This is a genomic window from Streptococcus infantis, assembly GCF_000963255.1.
GTDB classification, from domain to species: domain Bacteria; phylum Bacillota; class Bacilli; order Lactobacillales; family Streptococcaceae; genus Streptococcus; species Streptococcus nidrosiense.
The window spans coordinates 106,169-130,235 of the sequence record NZ_JYOV01000005.1 but is presented as its reverse complement, the minus strand read 5'-3'; the positions used below and the strand labels follow the sequence as shown (position 1 = coordinate 130,235).

At 41.0% G+C, this 24,067-nt stretch carries 23 protein-coding genes; 14 read left to right on the top strand and 9 right to left on the bottom strand.

Going from position 1 to position 24,067, the window contains the following annotated elements; translation table 11 throughout:
* The 8 genes from TZ96_RS02260 to TZ96_RS02225 form a co-directional block, all read right to left on the bottom strand.
* The gene (locus tag TZ96_RS02260; RefSeq protein WP_045762718.1) at positions 1–2,448 is read right to left on the bottom strand and encodes an ATP-binding protein; all 2,448 of its coding nucleotides are present in this window, start codon (positions 2,446–2,448) and stop codon (positions 1–3) included.
* Positions 2,432–2,824: a conjugal transfer protein gene (locus tag TZ96_RS02255; RefSeq protein WP_241768472.1), complete on the bottom strand. Its 393-nt coding sequence runs from the start codon at positions 2,822–2,824 to the stop codon at positions 2,432–2,434. Before TZ96_RS02255 ends, TZ96_RS02260 begins: the two co-directional genes overlap by 17 nt.
* Before the next feature lie 88 nt (positions 2,825–2,912).
* On the bottom strand, positions 2,913–3,410 hold the full coding sequence (locus TZ96_RS02250) for an antirestriction protein ArdA (RefSeq protein ID WP_000342539.1): 498 nt from the start codon (positions 3,408–3,410) through the stop codon (positions 2,913–2,915).
* 116 nt (positions 3,411–3,526) lie between these two features.
* Entirely contained in the window at positions 3,527–3,748 is a 222-nt protein-coding gene (locus tag TZ96_RS02245) for a hypothetical protein (RefSeq protein WP_001009056.1), read from the bottom strand.
* Between the two features lie 42 nt (positions 3,749–3,790).
* Complete coding sequence (gene mobT / locus TZ96_RS02240) at positions 3,791–4,996, bottom strand: MobT family relaxase (RefSeq protein WP_000398284.1); 1,206 nt, start codon at positions 4,994–4,996, stop codon at positions 3,791–3,793.
* A 177-nt stretch (positions 4,997–5,173) separates the two neighbouring features.
* Positions 5,174–6,559, bottom strand: coding sequence for an FtsK/SpoIIIE domain-containing protein (locus tag TZ96_RS02235; protein WP_000813488.1), 1,386 nt, complete (start codon positions 6,557–6,559; stop codon positions 5,174–5,176).
* A 28-nt stretch (positions 6,560–6,587) separates the two neighbouring features.
* Positions 6,588–6,974 carry a YdcP family protein gene (locus TZ96_RS02230; protein WP_000985015.1) on the bottom strand — a complete coding sequence of 129 codons (387 nt, stop codon included), beginning with the start codon at positions 6,972–6,974 and terminating at the stop codon, positions 6,588–6,590.
* Positions 6,975–6,989: 15 nt separating this feature from the next.
* A complete protein-coding gene (locus TZ96_RS02225) occupies positions 6,990–7,304 on the bottom strand; it encodes a YdcP family protein (RefSeq protein ID WP_000420682.1) in 315 nt (104 codons plus the stop codon).
* Between the two features lie 403 nt (positions 7,305–7,707).
* On the opposite strand from TZ96_RS02225, the gene TZ96_RS02215 reads away from it, so the two are divergent.
* The 4 genes from TZ96_RS02215 to rpmH all read left to right on the top strand — a co-directional run bounded on the left by TZ96_RS02215 (position 7,708) and on the right by rpmH (position 12,835).
* The gene (locus TZ96_RS02215; RefSeq protein ID WP_000018249.1) at positions 7,708–9,057 is read left to right on the top strand and encodes a glucose-6-phosphate isomerase; all 1,350 of its coding nucleotides are present in this window, start codon (positions 7,708–7,710) and stop codon (positions 9,055–9,057) included.
* 130 nt (positions 9,058–9,187) lie between these two features.
* Complete coding sequence (gene gltX / locus TZ96_RS02210; RefSeq protein ID WP_045762716.1) at positions 9,188–10,648, top strand: glutamate--tRNA ligase; 1,461 nt, start codon at positions 9,188–9,190, stop codon at positions 10,646–10,648.
* Positions 10,649–11,341: 693 nt separating this feature from the next.
* Positions 11,342–12,556: a pyridoxal phosphate-dependent aminotransferase gene (locus TZ96_RS02205; protein WP_045762715.1), complete on the top strand. Its 1,215-nt coding sequence runs from the start codon at positions 11,342–11,344 to the stop codon at positions 12,554–12,556.
* 144 nt (positions 12,557–12,700) lie between these two features.
* A complete protein-coding gene (gene rpmH / locus TZ96_RS02200) occupies positions 12,701–12,835 on the top strand; it encodes a 50S ribosomal protein L34 (RefSeq protein WP_000831905.1) in 135 nt (44 codons plus the stop codon).
* A gap of 182 nt (positions 12,836–13,017) precedes the next feature.
* Here the strand turns inward: rpmH and TZ96_RS02195 are convergent, their stop codons facing one another.
* Entirely contained in the window at positions 13,018–14,862 is a 1,845-nt protein-coding gene (locus TZ96_RS02195) for an APC family permease (protein WP_045762714.1), read from the bottom strand.
* Positions 14,863–15,016: 154 nt separating this feature from the next.
* Between TZ96_RS02195 and TZ96_RS02190 the strand changes: the two genes are divergently transcribed.
* From TZ96_RS02190 to TZ96_RS02145, 10 genes are all read left to right on the top strand, one after another.
* Positions 15,017–15,793 (top strand): TatD family hydrolase, encoded by a 777-nt coding sequence (locus TZ96_RS02190; RefSeq protein WP_045762713.1) that lies wholly within the window; start codon positions 15,017–15,019, stop codon positions 15,791–15,793.
* A complete protein-coding gene (gene rnmV, locus TZ96_RS02185) occupies positions 15,790–16,353 on the top strand; it encodes a ribonuclease M5 (protein WP_045762712.1) in 564 nt (187 codons plus the stop codon). Before TZ96_RS02190 ends, rnmV begins: the two co-directional genes overlap by 4 nt.
* A 132-nt stretch (positions 16,354–16,485) precedes the next feature.
* Positions 16,486–17,913 carry an SseB family protein gene (locus TZ96_RS02180; protein ID WP_045762711.1) on the top strand — a complete coding sequence of 476 codons (1,428 nt, stop codon included), beginning with the start codon at positions 16,486–16,488 and terminating at the stop codon, positions 17,911–17,913.
* An 89-nt stretch (positions 17,914–18,002) separates the two neighbouring features.
* On the top strand, positions 18,003–18,716 hold the full coding sequence (locus TZ96_RS02175) for a hypothetical protein (protein ID WP_045762710.1): 714 nt from the start codon (positions 18,003–18,005) through the stop codon (positions 18,714–18,716).
* A gap of 19 nt (positions 18,717–18,735) precedes the next feature.
* On the top strand, positions 18,736–19,608 hold the full coding sequence (rsmA, locus tag TZ96_RS02170) for a 16S rRNA (adenine(1518)-N(6)/adenine(1519)-N(6))-dimethyltransferase RsmA (RefSeq protein WP_045762709.1): 873 nt from the start codon (positions 18,736–18,738) through the stop codon (positions 19,606–19,608).
* A 1-nt stretch (position 19,609) separates the two neighbouring features.
* The gene (gene rsgA / locus TZ96_RS02165) at positions 19,610–20,488 is read left to right on the top strand and encodes a ribosome small subunit-dependent GTPase A (protein ID WP_045762708.1); all 879 of its coding nucleotides are present in this window, start codon (positions 19,610–19,612) and stop codon (positions 20,486–20,488) included.
* Positions 20,489–20,498: 10 nt separating this feature from the next.
* Entirely contained in the window at positions 20,499–21,155 is a 657-nt protein-coding gene (gene rpe, locus TZ96_RS02160; protein ID WP_045762707.1) for a ribulose-phosphate 3-epimerase, read from the top strand.
* Positions 21,118–21,780, top strand: coding sequence for a thiamine diphosphokinase (locus TZ96_RS02155; protein WP_045762706.1), 663 nt, complete (start codon positions 21,118–21,120; stop codon positions 21,778–21,780). The genes rpe and TZ96_RS02155 overlap by 38 nt, the downstream gene beginning before the upstream one ends.
* A 1-nt stretch (position 21,781) precedes the next feature.
* The gene (rmuC, locus tag TZ96_RS02150; protein ID WP_045762705.1) at positions 21,782–23,038 is read left to right on the top strand and encodes a DNA recombination protein RmuC; all 1,257 of its coding nucleotides are present in this window, start codon (positions 21,782–21,784) and stop codon (positions 23,036–23,038) included.
* Positions 23,028–23,969 (top strand): 3'-5' exoribonuclease YhaM family protein, encoded by a 942-nt coding sequence (locus tag TZ96_RS02145; RefSeq protein WP_000703215.1) that lies wholly within the window; start codon positions 23,028–23,030, stop codon positions 23,967–23,969. The genes rmuC and TZ96_RS02145 overlap by 11 nt, the downstream gene beginning before the upstream one ends.
* The last annotated feature ends 98 nt before the right edge of the window (positions 23,970–24,067 follow it).

Below are 24,067 nucleotides of genomic sequence, written 5' to 3'. Positions count from 1 at the left end.
TTACACCTCTTTTCGCACAGGTGGTCTGGTATCAAAGGCATGGAGCAGTTCTTCAAATACAGGGTGGAACTGTATCACACCGACACGACCATATAAATCACTGATAAGGCATTGCCCGTTTTCCAAATCACGCAATCGCTTCTGATTGTTTTCGTCCTCTGGGTCTACACCAAAAAAGGCTAAGGTCTTTTTAATCTCGTTAAGGTCAGTGGAACGAAATGCAAATTTTAAGCCGAGGTTATTTTTCAGTTTTTCATCTAAGAGGTCGTCTGTATTTTGGGTCACGAAATATACCCCAGCGTTCATAGCACGACCAGCCCGAACCAGCTTCATAGATAGTGTTTTTCCTTGTGCTACCTGTAAAAAGCTCCATGCTTCGTCTAAATCTACAATCTTGAAAATGCTTCGGTCTGTATGGATAAAGTCTAAAGCAAAGGTACTAATGACAATCAGCATAGCAACGGATAAAAGCTCCATAGTGGTATATTCCTCAAAGGAAGTTTCCTTGTCGGGAAGTACCAAGTCCGCAACCTGTATAATGTTCAGTTGTTTTTCTAAGCTGATAGACTGCTCCACATAACCATTACTGAATAATAAATGTGCAAAGTCATAGTCTGTAAAACTTTCGATATGGTCGGCTATACTGGTACTTAGTGGCGTATTCTCAACCCGTAATTCCTCAATCACTTTCATCAACCCTCGTACTTCACTATTGGTTACTGCACGAATGGCTTTTCTAAGGATTGGGAAGCGTTCCCCATCACGAGAGGAAATCCCCGTAAGGAATGTCAGAATATCAATAGCCAGTGATTCAGAATCTTTGGGATTTTTCATAATCACATAAGGGTCAAGTAAGCCTTTGTTTTTCTCATCAGAAGTCAGAGTGACGATATTGATTTCATGGGAAATCTCTGGCAAGGTTTCTTTCCATCTGCCACGTTCTGCTTTTGGGTCTACAATCACTGCTTGTGCCCCATAAAGCACCGCATAATAGACGATAAGGTTATTCGCAAAGGATTTACCACCACCCAGCGAACCAACAAAAGCCGACGCTAACGCATTGGTTACTGAACCCTTAACCCCTTGACTGGCAAGAGCAGGTTTCAGATAGACATTGCGTCCAGTATCTAAGCTGTAGTCAACATAAATCCCCTCATTTTCCCCCAGCATTTGAGTAGCACCAAAACCTAAACCAGCGAGGAAATCAGAGGTCACGTATTGAATATAATCATTCATATAACGCTTGCTGGCAGGTAAAAATTCTTCATGTAAGCCGAGCATATCCCCAAATGGTCGTACCAGTTTTACGCTTAAATCGTCATAAAAATCTTTCACTTCATTACAACGACGTTTGAGTTCGTCAAGATCATTTGCTGATACCCTTACCACATAAGACAGCTTGTACATAGATTCCTTGCTTTGGTCTAAATTGGTTTCCAGCTCATTCACACTTTCCAGAGCTTCCGCCACATTGGAGCTGGTTTCATTATCACTTTGCCAAGCGTGGTTATCCAAGTCTTTCAGTTCTTTCTTTTTATTGCGGACAGTAGATAGGGCTTTACGATTCGCTACAATTTCCACATTCATTGACGTATCAATCGGGAATGTAAATTGCTGTTGCTGGTAGTAGAAGATTTCAGAGGACGGGAAGTCCAGTTCTCCGACAATGCTGTTAATGGTAAAGTAAGCTACATAGACGGTTTCATCTTCCTGCTGGATTTTCAAATATCGCTGTTTTTCTTCCACCAAACAGCGAGTAGGCTTAATCAAGTCATAGTATTTAATCAGCGTTTCATTATCCAGCTTTTTCTTTGATAGATGGTACTCATACTCTTCATAGGCAGTGCCTGTCTGTCCGTAAAGGTGTTCAATCAGATAGCCGAAGTCGTCCTTATCTAACCTGCGGATTTTGAAACGACGAGAGATTTTATTTTCTAAGAGCTTTTCCATCTTCTGAAAACGCAGGATTTCATCATTACTCATACTAACAAAATCGCCCATCAGCTTATGGTTCACATCATAGACAAAATCAGACAAAGCATTTTTTGCTTCAACGGTAAGACTTTTCATAGAAAACTCCTGATCGTTGAGAAGCAACTTAAAGCCGATAAAGAAACGGTAGTTCACTTGATTTTCGCCAATCATGGATATTAAAGCGTCTGTCTGTTGGTCGATTTTGTCATAGGCAACCGCTTTGAGCTTGCCAGTGACTTCATTTTTGGAACGCTCTTGTGCAGAACGTATGCTGGATTCTGTACTGATTTGTAAAGCATGAATTTTGCCATCACGATTTTGTGCGATAAGCTGTCTGAAAGAATCATGCACTTGTATTTTCTGTTCTGGACTTAGAAATGAGTAATTGTAAGGAACAAGCTCATAGTAAGCATAACATTCCCCGTCTTTATTCCAGACGAGATTGTTTTCAATGTATTTAATTGGATATGCCATAAAATTCACTCCTAACTGCTGTAATGGCTTCTTGTGGCTGGTTTCTGCCAAGCGTTACTTTTTTTCCTGCATAGGTCAGCTTTGGTCGCAGTGCATAAGCAATGACAGACTTCAAAAATCCATAAGGCTTTTTACCATCAAAAGTTTTTGTAGACATTAACCATGTGAAAGCCACAGGAATCCCAAAGTATTTGAGAAATGCTCCCTCTATCATGGAAAGAGGGGGCAAGTTGCCAAGTATCATCACTGCAAAGAGTGACACGACAAACCATGTCATTTGCGTAAAGGTTATGGGAAACGGAAGTCTAAAATCATTGATAGAATACAGTACCTTTTCCACAGACCAGATACTGGTATAGCTTCGTATTTTCTTCATGTAATCAATCCTTTCATAAAAAATAGGGGTAGCTGATTGAGCCACCCCGTAAAATAGAAAATCTGCCAGTAGTAATGTACCGACAGATTTAATAGACGATTTCAAAAATCCCATGATTGGTTGAGATAAACGTTCCTGAAAGGTCTAAATCCCGACCATAGGCTTGATAATCAATATAGTTTTGAAGACTAGCTGGTACTTCGCCTAAAGCACCCGTTTCTTCAATGTAGTAGCGTGCCACGTCATACATATCATCACAATCGGAATGAATGATAATATCCTCTTGATGTTCGCTTAGTTCTTCAATGCTTGAAAAATGAGTGAGCAGAGCAGATAGCTCCGATTGTAATTCTTCGGGTAATTCCGATACCATTTCCCATAGTCGATTGAGTTCGCCAATGGAAGTGTATTCGTCAACCGTAAAGGGTAACTCGTAGTCATGAATGGCGTATTCCTCATATTCATCATTCAAGCCGATTTTCTCTTTGACTTCCTCAAAGTCAATGGGAAAGGTAAACCACGCACCGACCAATTCGCCCTCATTGTATTTGCCTAAATTCGCAATATAGACTTGCATATCGTCCATATATTCACGTCCTTTCTTTGTAGAGATTCAAAAATCCCTACCGCACTTCGTTTGGTGTACCATTCCTTTGCGGAACATAAGAAAACCACTTATATTCCACAAAAGAACGGTTTTATTTAAGCACCAATAATGCGATTGAATAGCTCTAGTAAAATGTCTTTTACTCCAGCAGCGTTGAAGACTAAGCCAACCGCAATAATCGCAATAATTAAAAAGCCAATCAGTTTGCTAAACTCACGCTTGAAGCCAAGATACAAGCCAATCACAACGATTGCTAAAAGCACCAGTGATTGAGCGTTTGATAGAAACCAGTTATAAAGGTTTTGTCCAAAATTCATAAAAATGTTCTCCTCTCTATATTCAATGAATTTGTATTTGAGTTATTTTTTTGTTGTTATCACGTCCTGTTCTTTTACTGACTGTTGCTTCAAAATCTGCTTGTGTCGGTCTGTCAGTTTCGCATGGTCGAGAATGTCTTTTACAACCTGCGTCTGGTTGATTTCATCAAGTTTAATCGCAACCTTTAAGGTCGGGGCAACTTGATGAGATAGCCAGTTCAGCGTCCTTTGGAAGGAGTAAGGCTCTGGTTTTGTGGTTAGTTTTAATCGTTCACGATTGTTCCCAATAAACCAAGCCCATTCTTCATTCAGTTTCCAATCAGAACGAGGTTTGGAATCGTCTTTATCTACAAAACGGATATACCGATTGATAATTTTAAAGGCGGTATGCTCTGGATTGTCATAGACGAGTAAATCACGGACTGCATAATAGGCACGCTCATTTTTCAATCGAATCTCAAAACGGTTTTTTACTTCTGCGTCTTCAATGGGAATATCATTTTTCTTGTACTGCTCGTAGTCCTTTTCATAGATACAGAAATAAACTTCACTTTGTAATGAACCGATATAGAGGGTGTTTCCCATACATTCCTTTTCCTCTTTGCGTACCAGTTCGCCACTGCGATAGCTTTTAAAACTGCGGAAGACGGAGATACATTCTTCCTGTTGGCACTTTTCAGTGAGTACAGGGATATTCAAAATCCCTGTCTTATCGTTAATGGCAAGGTCAAGGCGTTTCATCACACCGCCAGCCACCAAAACGTCCATAAAGAACTCATACCAGCTTCTTTGTTGTGCCAGAAGATAGCTTTCAAATTGTCTGCACCCACGACCTTTCAATTCCACCAGAACTCCTTTGTCCAGTTCATGGGAGCAAAGGACGAATATGTCGCCTAAAGCATAATGCTCTGAATAAGAATAGAAACCATAGTCCTCATGAAGAAAATAGGACAGTTTCAGTTGTAAGATGTTTTCGACCACCTGCTGTACGTCTGTTGTCGGAAAGCGAATCCTTACATAATCAAACAGCATTTCAAGGGGAGCGTCGGGATTGAAGCGTTCCAGAGCTTCCCAAAGGGACTGCTGTAAATCCTCTGATGGCTTGACTTTTCCTGTTTCAATATCGCTTAGATACTGCCTTGTAATACCAGTCGCAACAGCTAAACGGTTTTGAGATAGTCCATAAGCCAAGCGTTTTTCTTTTAAATGCTGTAACCAAGTTTGTTCATTCAGTAAAAATCCCTCCAATCAAAAAGGCGTATGTCAACTTTTAAAGCCCATTTGACATACGCTGAAATTTTGTAAATCCCTTGTAACCAAAGGATTTTCTAATGTTTTTTTGACTGTTTCCTGTCGATTTGTACCCCCCTGTTAGATACGGGGGGTTAAGTGCTGGCGTGGCTATTGCCACACCAGCCAGCAAGATCAGTCCACACCTGCGACTTCCGCTTCGCACGTCGCCTGCGTGGACTGTCTGCTGTTGGATAACTTTTTAATTTCCTCCAAGAAATCATATCCTTTTGGTACAAGGGGAGTATAAAACTCTGATATGACACTTGTTCCTACATCAACATAGCCACGACCTTTGATTCGCTTTAAGAAGAAATCCTTTTGTACGTCACTGCCAAACATCATGCCATAGCCCATTTCAGACATACGACCTAAAGCCACTCTGAAATTAAACTGATCACGGATTCCGTCGCCTAAATATTTTGCGTCTGGACGTTGACAAGCCAGTATTAGAAAGAAGCCAGCTTGACGACCTAACATGACAATCTGTTTCAGCTTATTCATAACTGCGGTGTTTTCTTTTGTTCCCAGCATTTCCATGAAAGCGACGTATTCATCAAAGATTAAGAAGTGTGCCGGGAGACCTAAGTAAGCATAATTTTTGCCAGTCTTATAGTTCTTCATCTGCTTCATTTCCTCACTACGTTTCATCATTTCTTCATAGAATGTTTCAATGCAAGAAAGCAAGTCTTCTTTTCTATAGTAGACATTTGCCATCACAGAACCTAAGTCCGCAAGGTCAGCATTTTTCGGGTCAAGAATATACAGTTTTGAATCTGTATGAAGCAAGGCTTCAATCAGTGTCAGTATAAAGTAAGTTTTACCGCCACCTGTACCACCAGCAATCAACATATGAGGGAGCTTATCATATTCCCACCATACGTTTTTCATTAAGCGAAGTTTACCATCTTTAGCTTCTACTTCATCAATAGAAATACGACTGGCTATGGTGTCATAGAGCAAAGTATATTCCACATAGGAATCCTTTAACTCTTTATCCGTCAGCTCACAGTACAAGCCACTCTCTAATTTCTTTTCCAAGTGTAAGAGTTGGTCTTGATATTTTCCCAGCGTGATTTCCACCCGTATCTGTATCAAGCCATTTTTAAGTCGATAATACATTTTAGGGAAGTAGGTTATCTTTTCCTTTGTACGACCAGCACTATCTTTAAAGAAACCCTCTGTTTTGACCTGTTCAGATTCATACCACTTGTTTTCAAGTATCATCTTTGCCAGTTTTTGACGGTGGTAAAGTTGTTTAACCGTATCATAGCGAACCCGTTTGAATACAAACGCTACCAGCAAGCAGATAAGAATTGCGACACTGAAACTGATAATTAAATAGGGAATGTCAATCTTATCTGCTTGTGATAGGTTAAAATCCTGCCAGTTGATCTGCTGGATTGTCTTCACATGAAACAGTCCGACAACCAGCAGGAAAACAGGCAGGAGTGACGCTATCGTAAAATGAAAGACTAAATCTTTACCAGATGGGCGAATCCTTTTACCACGCTGTTTCATGCGAAAAAGTCTCCTTTCTACCTAGCGACTATTTGTCTTGTGTCGGTTCTTTCTTTGCTTGTGGTTGAGCTTTGAATGAACTAGAATCCTTTGTCAGCACAATATCGTCTGCCTTGATATACCAGTCAACATCTGCTCCTTGATAGGTGGCAGTAGCAACGGTGTCCGCAATGGGATTGATAAGTTCCACCCGTGCGTTATAATCAAACTCTTTCAAAGGCACGCTGGCAGGAATACTTACTTGAATCATGCGTCCTTGTCCTTTGGATTTTAAGTCATAGGTACGTTCCTTGATTTCATCTGAAACCGACCCGTCTTCATTTTGGATTCTCACTTCACGACGTAGAGCAGAGAATTTCAATTCTCCAAAAGTCGTGTCTTTATCTAATACAATGCCATTTGCTAATCTCATCATTTTTCCTCTCTTTCTTTATTCTTTTATCATGTCGTCAGCATGTAAAAGGTAATTTGTAAAACCACGAGTGCCGATTTTGTAGCCCTCTGCGGTAATACGTGGATTGACTAACTTCACACGTTCCTCAAAGCCGAAATGTTTTTCGCCAGCTTCAGCAGGAAGCACCACCACAATATCATCTGCTCTTTGAACATCAGAATAGAGATTATAGCTTCTTGATAAGACAGTTAGCCGTCCGTTGATTCTTCGCTGAACGACTTTATCCTCGCCAGCAAATTCTAAATTGCCGAATGTTTTTTCCATGTTGGGAATCACAAATTTAAGTTCCATATTTTTACCTATCCTTTCTTTTTTATTGGCTGAATGAATGTTTGATGGTCTTAAAGAGTGGGGAACGACCTTTTGATTCTTGATTTTTTGTTTTCATAAGTTCACTTCCTTTCAAAATCGGGTAAAAAAATAGACACCTCATTTTTTGAAGTGTCTACCTATTAAATATTCAAATTTTATTGGAAGTATCTTTATATCTTCACTTTTCAAGGATAAATCGTCGTATCAAAGCTCATTCATAAGTAGTAAATTAGTAGTAAATTGAGTGGTTTTGACCTTGATAAAGTGTGATAAGTCCAGTTTTTATGCGGATAACTAGATTTTTATGCTATTTTTTTCTAAAAACTTGAAAAAATTGTTAGTAAGCGTTATGATAGAAAGGAAGAAATTTTGGAGGAATACTATGTCACATATTAAATTTGATTATTCAAAAGTATTAGACAAATTTGTTGCACCACATGAAGTGGAGTACATGCAAGCACAAGTTACAGCAGCAGACGAATTGATCCGTAAAGGAACTGGTGCTGGTAGCGACTTCTTGGGTTGGTTGGACCTTCCTGAAAACTACGACCGCGAAGAATTTGACCGCATCTTGAAAGCTGCTGAGCAAATCAAATCAGACAGCGATGTTTTGGTTGTTATCGGTATCGGTGGATCATACCTTGGAGCTAAAGCAGCCATTGACTTCTTGAACCACCATTTTGCAAACTTGCAAACCAAAGAAGAACGCAAAGCACCACAAATACTTTACGCTGGGAACTCAATCTCATCAACTTACCTTGCTGACTTGGTAGAGTATGTTTCAGATAAAGACTTCTCAGTAAACGTGATTTCTAAATCAGGTACAACAACTGAACCAGCCATCGCTTTCCGTGTCTTCAAAGAACTCTTGGTGAAGAAATACGGTCAAGAAGAAGCTAACAAACGTATCTATGCAACAACTGACCGCCAAAAAGGTGCAGTTAAGGTTGAAGCAGATGCTAACGGTTGGGAAACTTTTGTAGTTCCAGATGATATCGGTGGACGCTTCTCAGTATTGACAGCAGTTGGATTGCTTCCAATCGCTGCATCAGGTGCAGATATCAAAGCCCTTATGGAAGGTGCGAATGCTGCTCGTAAAGATTACACATCAGACAAACTTTCAGAAAACGAAGCTTACCAATACGCTGCAGTTCGTAACATCCTTTACCGTAAAGGATATGCTACTGAAATCTTGGTAAACTACGAGCCATCACTTCAATACTTCTCAGAATGGTGGAAACAATTGGCTGGTGAGTCAGAAGGGAAAGACCAAAAAGGTATTTACCCAACTTCAGCTAACTTCTCAACAGACTTGCACTCATTGGGTCAATTTATCCAAGAAGGAACTCGTATCATGTTTGAAACAGTTGTCCGTGTGGACAAACCACGTAAGAACGTGATCATCCCTACTTTGGAAGAAGATCTTGACGGACTTGGTTACCTTCAAGGAAAAGACGTTGACTTCGTTAATAAAAAAGCAACTGACGGTGTTCTTCTTGCCCACACTGACGGTGACGTACCAAACATGTACGTGACTCTTCCTGAGCAAGATGCTTTCACTCTTGGCTACACTATCTACTTCTTCGAATTGGCTATCGCCCTTTCAGGTTACTTGAATGCTATCAACCCATTTGACCAACCAGGTGTTGAAGCATACAAACGTAACATGTTTGCCCTTCTTGGTAAACCAGGATTTGAAGAATTGAGCAAAGAACTCAACGCTCGTCTATAATAGAGCTGAGAAGAGTGGTTTTACCACTCTTTTTTCTATTTCTCGAAAAGAGAAATTGGACTCTGGCACGACTTGTGATATAATATAGAGAGCAAAAAGGCAGACGCCTAGAGACTTTATAGGAGAAGATATGTCAAAAGATATTCGTGTGCGTTATGCACCAAGTCCAACAGGACTACTACACATCGGAAATGCCCGTACAGCATTGTTTAACTACTTGTATGCACGCCACCATGGTGGAACTTTTATCATCCGTATCGAAGACACAGACCGCAAACGTCACGTCGAAGATGGAGAACGTTCTCAGCTTGAAAACCTTCGTTGGTTGGGCATGGATTGGGATGAAAGTCCAGAAACTCATGAAAACTACCGACAATCAGAGCGTTTGGAACTCTATCAAAAATACATCGATCAATTGCTAGCCGAAGGGAAAGCCTACAAATCTTACGTCACTGAAGAAGAGTTGGCAGCTGAACGTGAACGCCAAGAAGCAGCTGGTGAAACACCTCGTTACATTAACGAATACCTTGGTATGAGCGAGGAAGAAAAAGCAGCTTATGTTGCAGAACGTGAAGCAGCAGGAATCATCCCAACGGTTCGTTTGGCAGTTAATGAGTCTGGTATCTACAAATGGCATGATATGGTCAAAGGTGATATCGAATTTGAAGGTGGCAATATCGGTGGGGACTGGGTTATTCAAAAGAAAGATGGCTACCCAACTTACAACTTTGCCGTTGTGATCGATGACCACGATATGCAAATTTCTCACGTTATCCGTGGAGATGACCACATTGCTAATACACCAAAACAACTTATGGTTTATGAGGCTCTTGGTTGGGAAGCTCCAGAGTTCGGTCACATGACCTTGATTATCAACTCTGAGACTGGTAAGAAGTTGTCTAAACGTGATACCAATACTCTTCAGTTCATCGAAGACTACCGTAAGAAGGGCTACCTGCCAGAAGCAGTCTTTAACTTTATCGCTCTTCTTGGTTGGAACCCTGGTGGGGAAGACGAAATCTTCTCTCGCGAAGAACTGATCAAACTTTTTGATGAAAACCGCCTTAGCAAGTCTCCAGCAGCTTTCGACCAAAAGAAAATGGACTGGATGAGCAATGAGTATATCAAGAATGCGGATCTTGCGACCATCTTTGAAATGGCCAAACCATTCCTTGAAGAAGCAGGACGCTTGACAGATAAGGCTGAAAAATTGGTGGAACTCTACAAACCACAAATGAAGTCAGTGGATGAAATCGTTCCATTGACAGACCTCTTCTTCTCAGACTTCCCAGAATTGACAGAAGCTGAGAAAGAAGTCATGGCTGGTGAAACGGTGCCAACTGTACTTGAAGCCTTCAAAGCCAAACTTGAAGCTATGTCAGAAGATGAGTTTGTGGTAGAAAATATCTTCCCACAAATCAAAGCAGTCCAAAAAGAAACAGGTATCAAAGGGAAGAATCTCTTCATGCCAATCCGTATCGCCGTTTCAGGTGAAATGCATGGTCCTGAATTGCCAGATACCATCTACTTGCTTGGACGTGAAAAATCAATTCAACATATTGAAAAAATGTTGGCTGAAATTACGAAATAATCTGGCGAAATTAAATTTCGTTCTAGATATTTGTAGTAGTAAAATCTGAGAGAATCACATGGTTCTCTCTTTTTTATTGCCAAAGCAGAATCATATTCAATTAATACTCTTCGAAAATCTCTTCAAACCACGTCAGCTTTATCTGCAACCTCAAAGCCGTGCTTTGAGCAACCTGCGGCTAGCTTCCTAGTTTGCTCTTTGATTTTCATTGAGTATAAATTTTTAAGTGACGCTTTAAAAAGAGTTCTTTTTATATGTACTTATTTGAAAATGCAAAAGTTTTAGTGTATAATACTAAGTGACAGGGCAGGGAAAAGAAGTCAGTGATATGGTAAAATTCTTTACAAACAGACTCGAATTAGCCCAGACATCGTCTATGTTGTTTGTTGAGTCGACTTATTTTTTCTTTGCGTTTTGCTGGACACAGGAAGAAATTCATGAGTCCATGCAACTATCATCCATAACGATGCCTTCGTTTCGATTCGAAGTTTATATGCGAGACTTTAGATTTAGATGTATATCTTACTAGAGGTGCATATTTTTCTCTTTCTTCTCCCAAAAATAGAAAGAAATCGACCTTGCTCTGTTTACCTTGCGTTAAGCAAGGTTTTTTTGTGGAATAGTACTGGGCGATTTACGATTTTTCTATCAAGTGGTATAATATTAACTATCCTGATGAATTGAGGAAATCAAATGAAAGAATTTAACAAATCAATCAAATTAGAGCATGTGGCTTATGATATTCGTGGACCAGTTCTTGAGGAAGCCATGCGTATGCGAGCAAATGGAGAAAAAATCCTCCGCTTGAATACAGGGAACCCAGCTGAGTTTGGTTTTACCGCACCAGATGAGGTTATCCATGATTTGATTATGAATGCGCGTGATAGTGAAGGTTATTCAGATTCAAAAGGTATCTTTTCAGCCCGCAAAGCTATTATGCAGTACTGTCAGCTCAAAAAATTCCCAAATGTAGGTATTGATGATATCTATCTTGGAAATGGTGTTAGTGAGCTAATTGTTATGTCCATGCAAGGTCTCTTGGACAATGGCGATGAAGTCTTGGTTCCAATGCCTGACTACCCACTTTGGACAGCTGCAGTTAGCTTGGCTGGAGGAAATGCTGTTCACTACGTCTGTGATGAAGAAGCTGAATGGTATCCAGACCTAGATGACATTAAGTCTAAGATTAGTTCAAATACTAAGGCTATCGTTTTAATCAATCCAAATAATCCAACGGGAGCCCTCTATCCTAAAGAACTCTTACTAGATATCATTGAGATTGCTCGTCAAAATGACTTGATTATCTTTGCGGATGAAATTTACGACCGTATGGTTATGGACGGCAATGTCCACACACCAGTAGCAAGTTTGGCTCCAGACCTTTTCTGTGTCAGCATGAATGGTCTGTCTAAATCTCACCGCATCGCTGGTTTCCGTGTAGGTTGGATGGTCTTGTCTGGACCTAAACATCATGTAAAGGGATATATTGAAGGTCTCAACATGCTTTCAAACATGCGCCTTTGTTCCAACGTCTTGGCTCAACAGGTTGTTCAAACTTCACTCGGTGGTCACCAATCGGTGGACGAATTGCTCTTGCCAGGTGGTCGTATCTACGAGCAAAGAAACTTCATTTATAATGCCATTCAAGATATCCCAGGTTTGTCTGCGGTTAAACCTAAAGCGGGTCTTTATATCTTCCCTAAAATTGACCGCAATATGTATCGTATCGATGATGATGAACAGTTTGTTCTTGATTTCTTGAAGCAAGAGAAGGTGCTTTTGGTTCATGGACGAGGATTTAACTGGAAAGAGCCAGATCACTTCCGTATCGTTTATCTGCCACGCGTAGATGAGTTAGCACAAATCCAAGAAAAGATGACTCGTTTCTTGAAGCAGTATCGTAGATAAGGTTTTCATAGCAAAAAAGCTGGAAACATTTGCCAGAGCTATTGACAAATGCGAAAGAATCAGATAGAATAGTAAAGTATGTTTAGTAACTGATCACTTTATAGCCGGCTAAACGAATACAAAATCTATGAGGAGGTATTCATCGTGAAACGTACTTATCAACCAAGTAAACTACGTCGTGCGCGCAAACACGGATTCCGTAACCGTATGTCAACTAAAAACGGTCGTCGCGTATTGGCAGCTCGTCGTCGTAAAGGACGCAAAGTTTTGGCTGCATAATCCAAACGAATTCAACAAAGAAGTCAGTAGGAACTCGAGTCTACTGGCTTTTCTGTTACCTAAAAAAGTGAATTTTCTAAAATACCTGTTTTAGAATAAAAACTTCAGCAGATGTATTGGAAAGACAACATATAGAAAAAAGCTCAAAATCAGAAGGTGAATTTCTGATTTTGAGCTTTTCTTTATTCTTTCAAATGATAAGAGTAGCTGGCAACGACGACATCTTCGTGCCATCTGAGAGCATATTTTAATTTGAGGCTCATTTGATTGTGTAGGATATTTTGCCAAGGTTTGTTAGGGATAAACTGGGGAACTAGAACTGTAACTGTGTAGTTCTTTTTCTTGGCTTCTTGAGAAATTTTTCGAACATAGCGAACTGTAGGTGTGATGATATCGCGATAGCTAGTATTAATGTTTTTTAGAGTGATATTTGGGAAGTAGTCGGCAAATTCTTGGAGGATTTCTTGGTCTTTTTCTTCGGTTTCCTTGGTGGAAATGTGCATGGCCAAAACTTCATCTCCTATGCTTTGAGCGTAATTAATCGCTCCAACACTGACTCGAGTAACATTTCCTACTAAGACAAGGACGACATTGCCATCGTAGCTTTGTTTTTGAATCCCTTCATAAAGTCGAAGCTGTTTGGCCACTTTTTGGTAATGACTGTGGATAGACAAAAAGAGGAAGGTTAAGACCAGGATAATAGGGAAGAATGGCCAGATATCTCCAAGTCTGAAGAAGAGTAAGATAAGAACGATAGCGTAACAAATGATGGCTCCGAGGATATTTGCAAAAGCTGACTTCAAGAATTGAGAGCCTTTTTCTTTTTTCCAGTGGCGAATCATCCCTGTTTGAGAAAGTGCAAAAGGTACGAAAACTCCGATAGTATAGAGAGGAATCAAGCGTTCTGTATTTCCGTTGAAAATGAGCAGAAGAATCATAGCGCCAAAGGCTAAGGTCAAAATACCGTTTGAATAACCAAGGCGGTCTCCTTTTTCCATAAAGAGATGGGGCATGTATTTGTTCTTAGCCATATTGTAAGCCAACATCGGAAAGGCAGAAAAACCAGTATTTGCAGCAACGGCTAGGATTAGAGCAGTTGAGAATTGGAAGAGATAATAAACAACTTGGCCGAGAGCTGAATCCCCTAAAATTCCTTTAGCCATTTGTGAGAGGATTGTTTCTCCGTGTTGAGGTGTAATCCCCATCCAGTAGTTTAGGAAGGTAATTCCTGCAAATAGAAATCCAAGAATCAGAGACATGATGGTCAGTGTCTGAGCAGCGTTCTTCTCTTTAGGAGTCTTGAAAAATGGAACGGCATTTGAGATGGCTTCAACCCCGGTTAATGAAGCTGAACCGCTGGTAAAGGCTCTTAAAATCAGGACGATTGAGAGACTTGGGACAGTTTGACCAATAGAGGAAGTTGCATGATAGCTGAGAGAACCTGTCAATAGTTGGAAAATACCAAACAATAAGAGGAAGACCGTACTAAAGATAAAGAGATAGACAGGGATCATCAGAGAACTAGCAGATTCCCTCAAGCCTCGCAGATTCAAAAGCATGAGTAAACAGACCAGAAAAATGGAGATGTGGAGGTTGTAGGGATGGAGAGCAGGAAGTGCTGCTGTGATCGCATCAGCACCTGCAGCGACGGATACGGCAACTGTTAGCATGTAGTCAACAAGCAAGCTTCCACCGGCAATCAAACCGAGCTCAGGAGAAAGATTTTCTCGTGTTACCATATAGGCACCCCCACCTTGAGGGTAGGCATGAATGATTTGTCGGTAGGAAATGGTCAGGCTAGCAAGTAGCAAGAGGACAAAAATGCCGATAGGGAGACTCCACCAAATAGCAAGTGGAGATAGGCTAGCCAAGACAAGAACGACCTGTTCAGGTCCATAAGCGATAGAAGATAGGGCATCACTTGAAAGCATTGCAAGTGCCTGTGTTTTTCCAAGTAGTCCTCCCTCGCCTTCAGTTAAGGACTTAAGGGGACGACCAATAAAGGTATATTTTAATTTCGTAAACATTTTCTTTCCTTTTCTGAAAATTTCAACAAGAGTTATTATACTGCTATGAAAATAAGTCGTCAAGAAAAAATGAATGATTTCAAAATATTTTTTCCTATAAGAATGAGACTAGTTTTTTGGTATAATAGAAGGTAGAAAAAACGAGGGAATATACATGATTTTTGATACACATACCCACTTGAATGTGGAAGAATTTTCAGGAAGAGAAGCAGAAGAAATAGCCTTAGCAGCTGAAATGGGTGTAACTCGGATGAATATTGTTGGATTTGATAAACCGACCATTGAGCGAGCCTTGGAATTGGTGGAAGAATATGACCAACTTTATGCGACGATTGGTTGGCATCCGACAGAAGCAGGGACCTATACAAGGGAAGTTGAGAATTACTTGCTGGAAAAACTAAAACATCCTAAAGTTGTTGCCCTGGGTGAGATTGGTTTGGACTATCACTGGATGACAGCCCCTAAAGAAGTGCAGGAGCAAGTTTTCCGTCGTCAGATTCAGCTATCTAAGGAATTGGACTTACCTTTTGTAGTTCACACCCGTGATGCGCTCGAATATACCTATGAGATTATCAAAAGTGAGGGAGTCGGTCCCCGTGGCGGCATCATGCACTCCTTCTCAGGTTCTCTGGAATGGGCTGAAAAGTTTGTGGAGTTAGGTATGACCATTTCCTTTTCTGGAGTGGTTACCTTTAAAAAAGCGACAGACATTCAGGAGGCTGCCAAAGAGTTACCTTTGGATAAGATTTTGGTGGAGACAGATGCGCCTTACTTGGCACCCGTTCCCAAGCGTGGTCGTGAAAACAAGACAGCTTACACGCGCTATGTAGTGGACTTTATTGCAGATTTGCGTGGCGTATCGACAGAAGAATTAGCTGCTGCGACAAGTGCAAATGCGGAACGAATTTTTGGACTGGAAAGTAAATTATGAAAAAGAAAATTTCCCAAGTCGTCGTAGTCGAAGGGCGTGATGATACGGCCAATCTCAAACGTTATTTTGATGTGGAGACCTATGAGACTCGTGGCTCTGCTATCAATGAGCAAGATCTTGAACGAATCCAACGTCTACATCAACGTCATGGGGTGATTGTCTTTACAGATCCTGACTTTAATGGGGAACGCATTCGCCGGATGATTATGACGGCTGTTCCAACAGTTCAACACGCTTTTCTCAAACGTGATGAGGCAGTGCCAAAGTCCAAGACCAAAGGACGTTCCCTAGGAATCGAACATGCCAGTTATGAAGACTTGAAAACAGCGCTGGAACAAGTCACAGAGCAATTTGAAGCAGAAAGCGACTTTGACATTAGCCGTAGTGACTTGATTCGTCTTGGTTTTCTAGCAGGCGCAGATAGCCGAAAACGCAGAGAATATCTAGGAGAAAGCCTTCGTATTGGTTATTCCAATGGGAAGCAACTTCTCAAGCGTTTGGAATTATTCGGCATCAGTTTAGCTGAAGTTGAAGATGCCATGAAGTCGTATGAGAATTGAGAAACCGTCCCAAAATGTAGGGGGAATATGATACAATAGAAGTAATCATATACGGTTTAATCAGGCTTGATAGCAAGCATTAGAAAAGTGCTCCACAGGATTAGCCTTGTATGGAGTTAGTGAGGAAAAGTTATGGGAATCTTTGATTTTTTAAAAAAGACAGAAACTGCAGAGGCAACTGAAATAAGTGAAGCACAGAAAGAAAGAGAAGAATCTAAAAACAATGCATGTATTGGTGTTCTAGATTTGTTCCCGATGAAGGAAACGAATCAATTATTGATTGTTGGAAGTCTAGAAGGTAGTATCAAGGTTGGGGATCAGTTGCAGTTTTGCAATCCTGACCAAGGAATGGATACTCTTGGTACTGTAGAGGTTAAAAAGCTTAGCAGTCAAAACAAAGATGCAGATAGTCTTACTGATGAAGTTCTCGCGCATCTAGTGGTTGATAGGCTTCCTTCTTTGGATAAATTGAAAAAAGGAAGTGTGCTCTTTAGTTCAGGTGTTGAGGAAGAGCAAAAATTATCAAGCTATTCAGATGCTCTGTATCGTGCTTTTGTAGCCATTCAAGAGGGTCAATTGACTAATGAAGACTATTTGGCAGCTAGCCTTGATGACAGTGTAGAGATTTTACGTCTCTTTTTATGGAAATGCCGTCAAAATCAGGAAACTGAAAGCGAAGAAAGCTATCAAGCCAACACTCGCAAGTTGGAACGTCTAGCGGAAATCGTCAAAGACAAGTTGTTAGCAGTAGATTCAGTTTATGCAGTTTATTCGGAAAAAACAGGCGAACCTTACCTTTTCTCAACGACCTATGACAGAGGTGAGGAAGGTTATCTGTGTACTGATCCCATGATTATGCTTTTGACCCCATCTTGGTATCGCCAATTTCAGGAAACCATTGATGGTCGACCAAACTCAGTGGTAAAACTGATTGAAAATACGGAAGATAAAAAAGGGATTGAGAATTTCCTTGGGACAGCCTTTTACTTAAATGGTGCCTTGGGAGCAATCTTTAATTCTAAGGAAGTCAGCATCAGCGCTCCTGCCTTGGTTCAAAAACCAGATTTTTCTGATTTACCAGAAATACAAGTTCCTGTAATGAATCCTGACCTAGTAAGATGGATGTTGTTGATGGGACAATTGGATAGCCCGACGACAGAAGATGAAGAAGTAATTTATAAGCTCTATTATAAGTTCTTTTCAGAAGCTATGCCGAAAGCTAAATTCCTAATTCCTCTAGATGCGGCTTCGGAATTTAAGGGCGATAGTCAGGAAGGAAATTCCTTCGTTTTAGAAAAAGATTCTAGTTTCAACATTCCAGTCAAAGAAGGAAAAGATGGCAGAAATTCTGTGCCGGTATTTACCGATTGGAAACGTCTGCGAATGGTCTTTGACGAAAAATGGAATGGCATGATTGAAGAAGCGGGAGGCATGATTGAAGTTTTTGACTATGCCATTAATCCAACGGAATACTATGAAGCGGGTGCCTATGTTAGTCTAACCGCTTTTAAAGAGATGCAAGAGCTCAGTGAGGAACTAGAAGGTAGAGCTAAAGATTAGAGAGTTTCTTTACATTGGGAAACTATATAGTTTTATCTACATCCTACTTGAACCACTAACCTTTTTCAAAGATTGTGAAAGAAAATGATATGGCAAATAGAACTTATATTTACTTAAAAAACGAAGATGAAGCCCGTATTCTAACAGAGGGAATTTACACAATACCCTATTTTTGGCAATTGTTTTGGGATGAAGAAGATTTAAAAGCTCCTATTGCTCTCTGGGAAACAGCAGAAAAACTGGAAGAAGATGAAGAGCAAGCAGAAAGATTTTACCAAGAGCAGAATGTAGATATCTTGCTTTCTATTGAAAAATTCCAGCAGAATGCCCTCAAAAACCGATCTTTTTTAGAAGAGAATGCCCCGCAATCCGTGCAACTATATGATGACTTTGTCCGTTATATTCTTGCAAATGTCAAAGACGGTGATGTACTCGGATTTGATCTTTTAGATGTTGTTTTTATGGACCAAGTGTCTGTTGTTTCTGATAAACTGTTAAAAAATATCCGGGCTATTCGGGAAAATCAACCCAAAGATTTAGATTTTTCTTTGACAGAAGAGAACTTAATTGGTCTTGCTATGGGCTTTCCTGATTATTATGCTTCAGAATTATTGCCAGAAGACAATATTCTAGATTCGGTTGCCTATCAGGATGAACTGAAGAAAATGAACCCCCAAGAAGATAAGAAAGTGCTTGATATGACTGGATCTGATTCAAAAGGGAACAAGCCTCGTGTTCTTTTAGTGTTTTGGATTTTGTTGGCACTAGGAATTATGTGGGTTTTATATATTATTTTTAGCTAATAAATAGAAAAGAGAATAAATGAGAATTGCAGATTATAGCGTGACCAAGGCAGTGCTGGAGCGTCACGGCTTTACTTTTAAAAAGTCCTTCGGACAAAATTTCTTGACCGATACCAATATCCTTCAAAAAATTGTTGATACGGCTGAAATTGATGGCCAGGTCAATGTCATTGAGATCGGGCCAGGGATTGGTGCCTTGACGGAATTTTTGGCTGAGCGTGCAGCTGAAGTTATGGCCTTTGAGATTGACCATCGCTTGGTACCAATTTTAGCTGATACCTTGCGTGATTTTGACAATGTAACCGTAGTTAACGAAGACATTCTCAAGGTTGATTTGGCGCAGCATATCCAGAATTTCAAAAATCCTGACTTACCCATCAAGGTAGTGGCAAACTTGCCTTATTACATCACGACCCCTATTCTCATGCACTTGATCGAAAGTGGGATTCCTTTTAGTGAGTTTGTGGTCATGATGCAAAGAGAGGTGGCGGATCGTATCTCTGCTCAACCAAATACCAAGGCTTACGGTAGCTTGTCGATTGCCGTTCAATATTACATGACAGCCAAGGTTGCCTTTATTGTACCTCGTACAGTATTTGTGCCAGCTCCGAATGTTGACTCAGCCATCTTGAAAATGGTGCGTCGTCCAGAACCGGCTGTAGCAGTAAAAGATGAGAACTTCTTCTTTAAGGTTTCCAAGGCTAGTTTTACCCATCGTCGCAAGACCTTGTGGAACAACTTGACAGGTTACTTTGGCAAGACTGAAGAAGTCAAGGATAAGTTGACTAGGGCTTTGGACCAGACCGGACTATCCCCAAGTGTACGCGGTGAAGCTCTTGGCTTAGAAGAATTTGCCAGTCTAGCAGATGCGCTTAAAGGACAAGGACTCTAAGATGCAGGGACAAATTATTAAAGCCTTGGCCGGCTTCTACTATGTGGAAAATGAGGGTCAGGTCTATCAGACACGCGCGCGTGGGAATTTCCGTAAAAAAGGTCACACGCCCTACGTTGGAGATTGGGTAGATTTTTCTGCGGAGGAAAATTCCGAAGGTTATATTCTCAAGATTCATGAACGGAAAAACAGTCTGGTTCGTCCACCAATTGTCAATATTGACCAAGCTGTGGTTATCATGTCGGTCAAAGAACCTGACTTTAATAGCAACTTGCTGGATCGCTTCTTGGTTCTTTTAGAGCACAAGGACATTCATCCTATCGTCTATATTTCCAAAATGGACTTACTGGAAGATGGGGGAGAACTGGATTTTTACCAGCAGACCTATCGTGCTATTGGTTACGATTTTGTGACGAGTAAAGAGGAACTCTTGCCCTTGTTGACAGATAAAGTTACGGTCTTTATGGGGCAGACGGGTGTTGGGAAGTCAACCCTCCTCAATAAAATCGCACCAGATCTCAATCTCGAAACAGGAGAAATCTCTGATAGTCTGGGTCGCGGTCGTCATACTACTCGAGCAGTTAGTTTTTACAATCTCAATGGTGGTAAGATTGCAGACACACCAGGTTTTTCATCGCTGGATTACGAAGTAACAACAGCAGAAGACCTTAATCTAGCCTTTCCAGAAATTGCTAGTGTCAGTCGAGACTGCAAGTTCCGTACATGTACTCATACCCATGAGCCATCTTGCGCAGTGAAACCAGCAGTAGAAGAGGGGATCATTGCTACCTTCCGTTTTGACAACTATTTGCAATTCCTCAGTGAGATTGAAAATCGTAGAGAAACTTATAAAAAAGTCAGCAAAAAAATTCCAAAATAAGGAGAAACCTATGTCTCAATACAAGATTGCTCCGTCAATTCTGGCAGCAGATTATGCCAACTTTGAACGTGAAATTAAACGCCTAGAAGCAACTGGGGCAGAATACGCCCATATCGATATCATGGATGGTCACTTTGTGCCACAAATCAGTTTTGGTGCAGGTGTGGTTGAAAGCCTTCGCCCTCATAGCAAGATGGTCTTTGACTGCCACTTGATGGTATCAAATCCCGAACATCATTTAGAAGATTTTGCGCGTGCGGGAGCAGATATTATCAGCATCCATGTCGAGGCAACACCTCATATCCATGGCGCTCTTCAAAAGATTCGTTCTCTCGGTGTTAAACCTTCGGTAGTCATCAATCCTGGTACGCCTGTTGAAGCTATCAAGCATGTTCTTCATTTGGTTGACCAAGTATTAGTTATGACGGTGAATCCTGGCTTTGGTGGGCAAGCATTTCTGCCAGAAACCATGGATAAGATACGTGAATTGGTTTCCCTTCGTGAGGAAAAAGATTTGAACTTTGAGATCGAAGTGGATGGTGGGATTGATGATAAAACCATTGCTCAAGCCAAAGAAGCTGGTGCAACAGTTTTTGTAGCAGGATCCTATGTCTTTAAGGGAGATGTCAATGAACGAGTGCAAGCTCTCAGAAAAGAACTGGACTAGAGTTGCAGTTTTTGCTGGTGGAGACCGTGGTCACTATCGAACAGATTTTGATTGCTATGTCGGTGTGGATCGAGGCTCACTTTGGGTATTGGAGGAAAAACTTCCTCTTGCTTTAGCCGTTGGGGATTTTGATTCTGTGACTGTAGAAGAACGTCAGTTGATTCAAAAACATGCCCAGCACTTTGTCCAAGCTCAGCCAGAAAAAGATGATACAGATCTAGAACTGGCGCTTCTAACGATTTTTGAAAAAAATCCGCAAGCTCAGGTAACCATTTTTGGTGCCCTAGGTAGTCGCATTGACCATATGTTGGCTAATGTCTTTCTGCCTAGCAATCCTAAATTGGCGCCCTATATGCGTCAAATAGAGATTGAGGATGGGCAAAATTTGATTCGTTACTGTCCAGAAGGGACCAGTCAACTTGAACCACGTTCGGACTATGATTATTTGGCCTTTATGCCTGTGAGGGATAGTCGTTTGACAATACTCGGTGCCAAGTATGAACTGATAGAGGAGAATTTTTTCTTTAAGAAAGTTTATGCTTCTAACGAATATATAGATAGGGAAGTGTCAGTGACTTGCCCAGATGGCTATGTGGTCGTCTTGCATAGCAAAGATAGGAGGTAGGATGGAAAGTTTACTTGTTGTTTTATTAGTTGCTAATCTGGTCGGCCTCTTTCTCATTTGGCAAAGGCAGGACAAGCAGGAAAAATATCTGACCAAGAGTTTGGAGGACCAAGCAGATAACCTATCAGACCAGCTAGATTATCGATTTGAACAAGCCAGACAAGCTAGTCAGCTAGATCAAAAAGACTTGGAAGTGGCTGTCAGCGACCGTTTGCAGGAGGTGCGTATTGAATTGCACCAGGGCTTAACTCAAGTTCGGCAGGAAATGAATGAGAACCTCCTTCAAACAAGAGATAAGACTGACCAACGACTACAGGCCTTGCAGGAATCAAATGAGCAACGCTTGGAACAGATGCGCCAAACGGTCGAGGAGAAATTAGAAAAGACCTTGCAGACACGCTTGCAGGCTTCATTTGAGACAGTTTCCAAACAACTGGAATCTGTCAATCGAGGCCTAGGTGAAATGCAGACGGTGGCGCGTGATGTCGGTGCGCTTAATAAAGTTCTTTCTGGAACCAAGACCCGAGGAATTCTGGGTGAATTACAACTGGGACAGATTATTGAAGATATCATGACACCTGCCCAGTATGAACGAGAATTTGCTACTGTTGAAAACTCTAGTGAACGTGTGGAATACGCCATCAAGTTACCTGGGCAAGGTGACCAGGAATATGTTTATCTACCGATTGATTCTAAGTTTCCCCTGGCGGATTATTACCGTCTGGAAGAAGCCTATGAAGCAGGTGATAAGGATGAAATCGAGCGCTGCCGTAAGTCTCTCCTAGCAAGCGTCAAGCGTTTTGCCAAGGATATCAAGAGTAAGTACCTGGCGCCACCTCGAACAACCAATTTTGGAGTCTTGTTTGTTCCGACAGAAGGTCTCTATTCAGAAATTGTTCGCAATCCAATTTTCTTTGATGATTTGAGACGGGAGGAGCAAATTATCGTTGCAGGTCCAAGTACCTTATCAGCCCTACTCAATTCTCTATCAGTTGGCTTCAAGACACTCAATATCCAAAAGAGTGCTGACCATATCAGTAAAACCCTAGCTAGTGTCAAAACAGAATTTGGCAAGTTTGGAGGTATTCTGGTCAAGGCACAAAAACATCTCCAACATGCCTCTGGCAATATTGATGATTTATTAAACCGTCGTACTACAGCTATCGAGCGAACGCTTCGTCACATTGAGTTATCAGAAGGTGAGCCTGCGCTTGATTTGCTCCAATTCCAAGAAGATGAGGAAGAATATGAAGATTAGTCACATGAAGAAAGATGAGCTTTTTGAAGGCTTTTACCTGATTAAGTCAGCTGACCTGAGACAGACACGTGCTGGGAAAAACTACCTAGCCTTCACCTTCCAAGATGATAGTGGAGAAATCGAAGGGAAGCTCTGGGATGCTCAACCCCACAATGTTGAAACCTTTACAGCAGGGAAAGTAGTTCATATGCAAGGTCGTCGTGAAGTGTACAACAATACGCCTCAGGTTAATCAAATCACCCTTCGCTTACCACAACCTGGCGAACCCAACGACCCAGCGGACTTCAAGGTTAAATCTCCAGTAGATGCCAAAGAGATTCGTGAATATATGGCGCAGATGATTTTTAAAATTGAAAATCCAATTTGGCAGCGAATTGTTCGAAATCTCTACACCAAGTATGACAAGGAATTCTACTCTTATCCAGCTGCTAAGACCAACCATCATGCTTTTGAAACAGGTCTTGCTTATCATACTGCCACTATGGTTCGTTTGGCAGAAGCAATTGCAGATATTTATCCTCAGCTCAATAAGAGCTTGCTCTATGCGGGAATTATGTTGCACGACCTTGCCAAGGTTATTGAGTTGACAGGTCCTGACCAGACAGAGTACACAGTAAGAGGAAACCTTATCGGTCATATCGCTCTGATTGATAGCGAAATTACTAAAGCGGTAATGGAACTTGGCATTGATGATACCAGAGAAGAAGTTGTACTTCTTCGCCATGTCATTCTCAGTCACCATGGTCTCCTTGAGTATGGTAGTCCAGTTCGTCCTCGAGTGATGGAAGCAGAAATTATTCATATGATTGATAATTTGGATGCCAGCATGATGATGATGACAACAGCTCTGGCCCTTGTTGATGAGGGAGAAATGACCAATAAAGTCTTTGCTATGGACAATCGTTCCTTCTACAAGCCGAAATTAGACTAGAAACTAAAAAAATGAACTTTATTTAGGCAATAAAGTTCGTTTTTTTTGCTTTAGTGTGATATAATGAGAAAAAGACTAAATAAAAAAGAATGGTAAAA

Coding starts and splice junctions, on each gene's coding strand:
- TZ96_RS02260 (WP_045762718.1), bottom strand. CDS start 2,448: ATGGCATATCCAATTAAATACATTGAAAACAATCTCGTCTGGAATAAA.
- TZ96_RS02255 (WP_241768472.1), bottom strand. CDS start 2,824: ATGAAGAAAATACGAAGCTATACCAGTATCTGGTCTGTGGAAAAGGTA.
- TZ96_RS02250 (WP_000342539.1), bottom strand. CDS start 3,410: ATGGACGATATGCAAGTCTATATTGCGAATTTAGGCAAATACAATGAG.
- TZ96_RS02245 (WP_001009056.1), bottom strand. CDS start 3,748: ATGAATTTTGGACAAAACCTTTATAACTGGTTTCTATCAAACGCTCAA.
- TZ96_RS02235 (WP_000813488.1), bottom strand. CDS start 6,559: ATGAAACAGCGTGGTAAAAGGATTCGCCCATCTGGTAAAGATTTAGTC.
- TZ96_RS02230 (WP_000985015.1), bottom strand. CDS start 6,974: ATGATGAGATTAGCAAATGGCATTGTATTAGATAAAGACACGACTTTT.
- TZ96_RS02225 (WP_000420682.1), bottom strand. CDS start 7,304: ATGGAACTTAAATTTGTGATTCCCAACATGGAAAAAACATTCGGCAAT.
- TZ96_RS02215 (WP_000018249.1), top strand. CDS start 7,708: ATGTCACATATTAAATTTGATTATTCAAAAGTATTAGACAAATTTGTT.
- gltX (WP_045762716.1), top strand. CDS start 9,188: ATGTCAAAAGATATTCGTGTGCGTTATGCACCAAGTCCAACAGGACTA.
- TZ96_RS02205 (WP_045762715.1), top strand. CDS start 11,342: ATGAAAGAATTTAACAAATCAATCAAATTAGAGCATGTGGCTTATGAT.
- TZ96_RS02195 (WP_045762714.1), bottom strand. CDS start 14,862: ATGTTTACGAAATTAAAATATACCTTTATTGGTCGTCCCCTTAAGTCC.
- TZ96_RS02190 (WP_045762713.1), top strand. CDS start 15,017: ATGATTTTTGATACACATACCCACTTGAATGTGGAAGAATTTTCAGGA.
- rnmV (WP_045762712.1), top strand. CDS start 15,790: ATGAAAAAGAAAATTTCCCAAGTCGTCGTAGTCGAAGGGCGTGATGAT.
- TZ96_RS02180 (WP_045762711.1), top strand. CDS start 16,486: ATGGGAATCTTTGATTTTTTAAAAAAGACAGAAACTGCAGAGGCAACT.
- TZ96_RS02175 (WP_045762710.1), top strand. CDS start 18,003: ATGGCAAATAGAACTTATATTTACTTAAAAAACGAAGATGAAGCCCGT.
- rsmA (WP_045762709.1), top strand. CDS start 18,736: ATGAGAATTGCAGATTATAGCGTGACCAAGGCAGTGCTGGAGCGTCAC.
- rsgA (WP_045762708.1), top strand. CDS start 19,610: ATGCAGGGACAAATTATTAAAGCCTTGGCCGGCTTCTACTATGTGGAA.
- rpe (WP_045762707.1), top strand. CDS start 20,499: ATGTCTCAATACAAGATTGCTCCGTCAATTCTGGCAGCAGATTATGCC.
- TZ96_RS02155 (WP_045762706.1), top strand. CDS start 21,118: ATGAACGAGTGCAAGCTCTCAGAAAAGAACTGGACTAGAGTTGCAGTT.
- rmuC (WP_045762705.1), top strand. CDS start 21,782: ATGGAAAGTTTACTTGTTGTTTTATTAGTTGCTAATCTGGTCGGCCTC.
- TZ96_RS02145 (WP_000703215.1), top strand. CDS start 23,028: ATGAAGATTAGTCACATGAAGAAAGATGAGCTTTTTGAAGGCTTTTAC.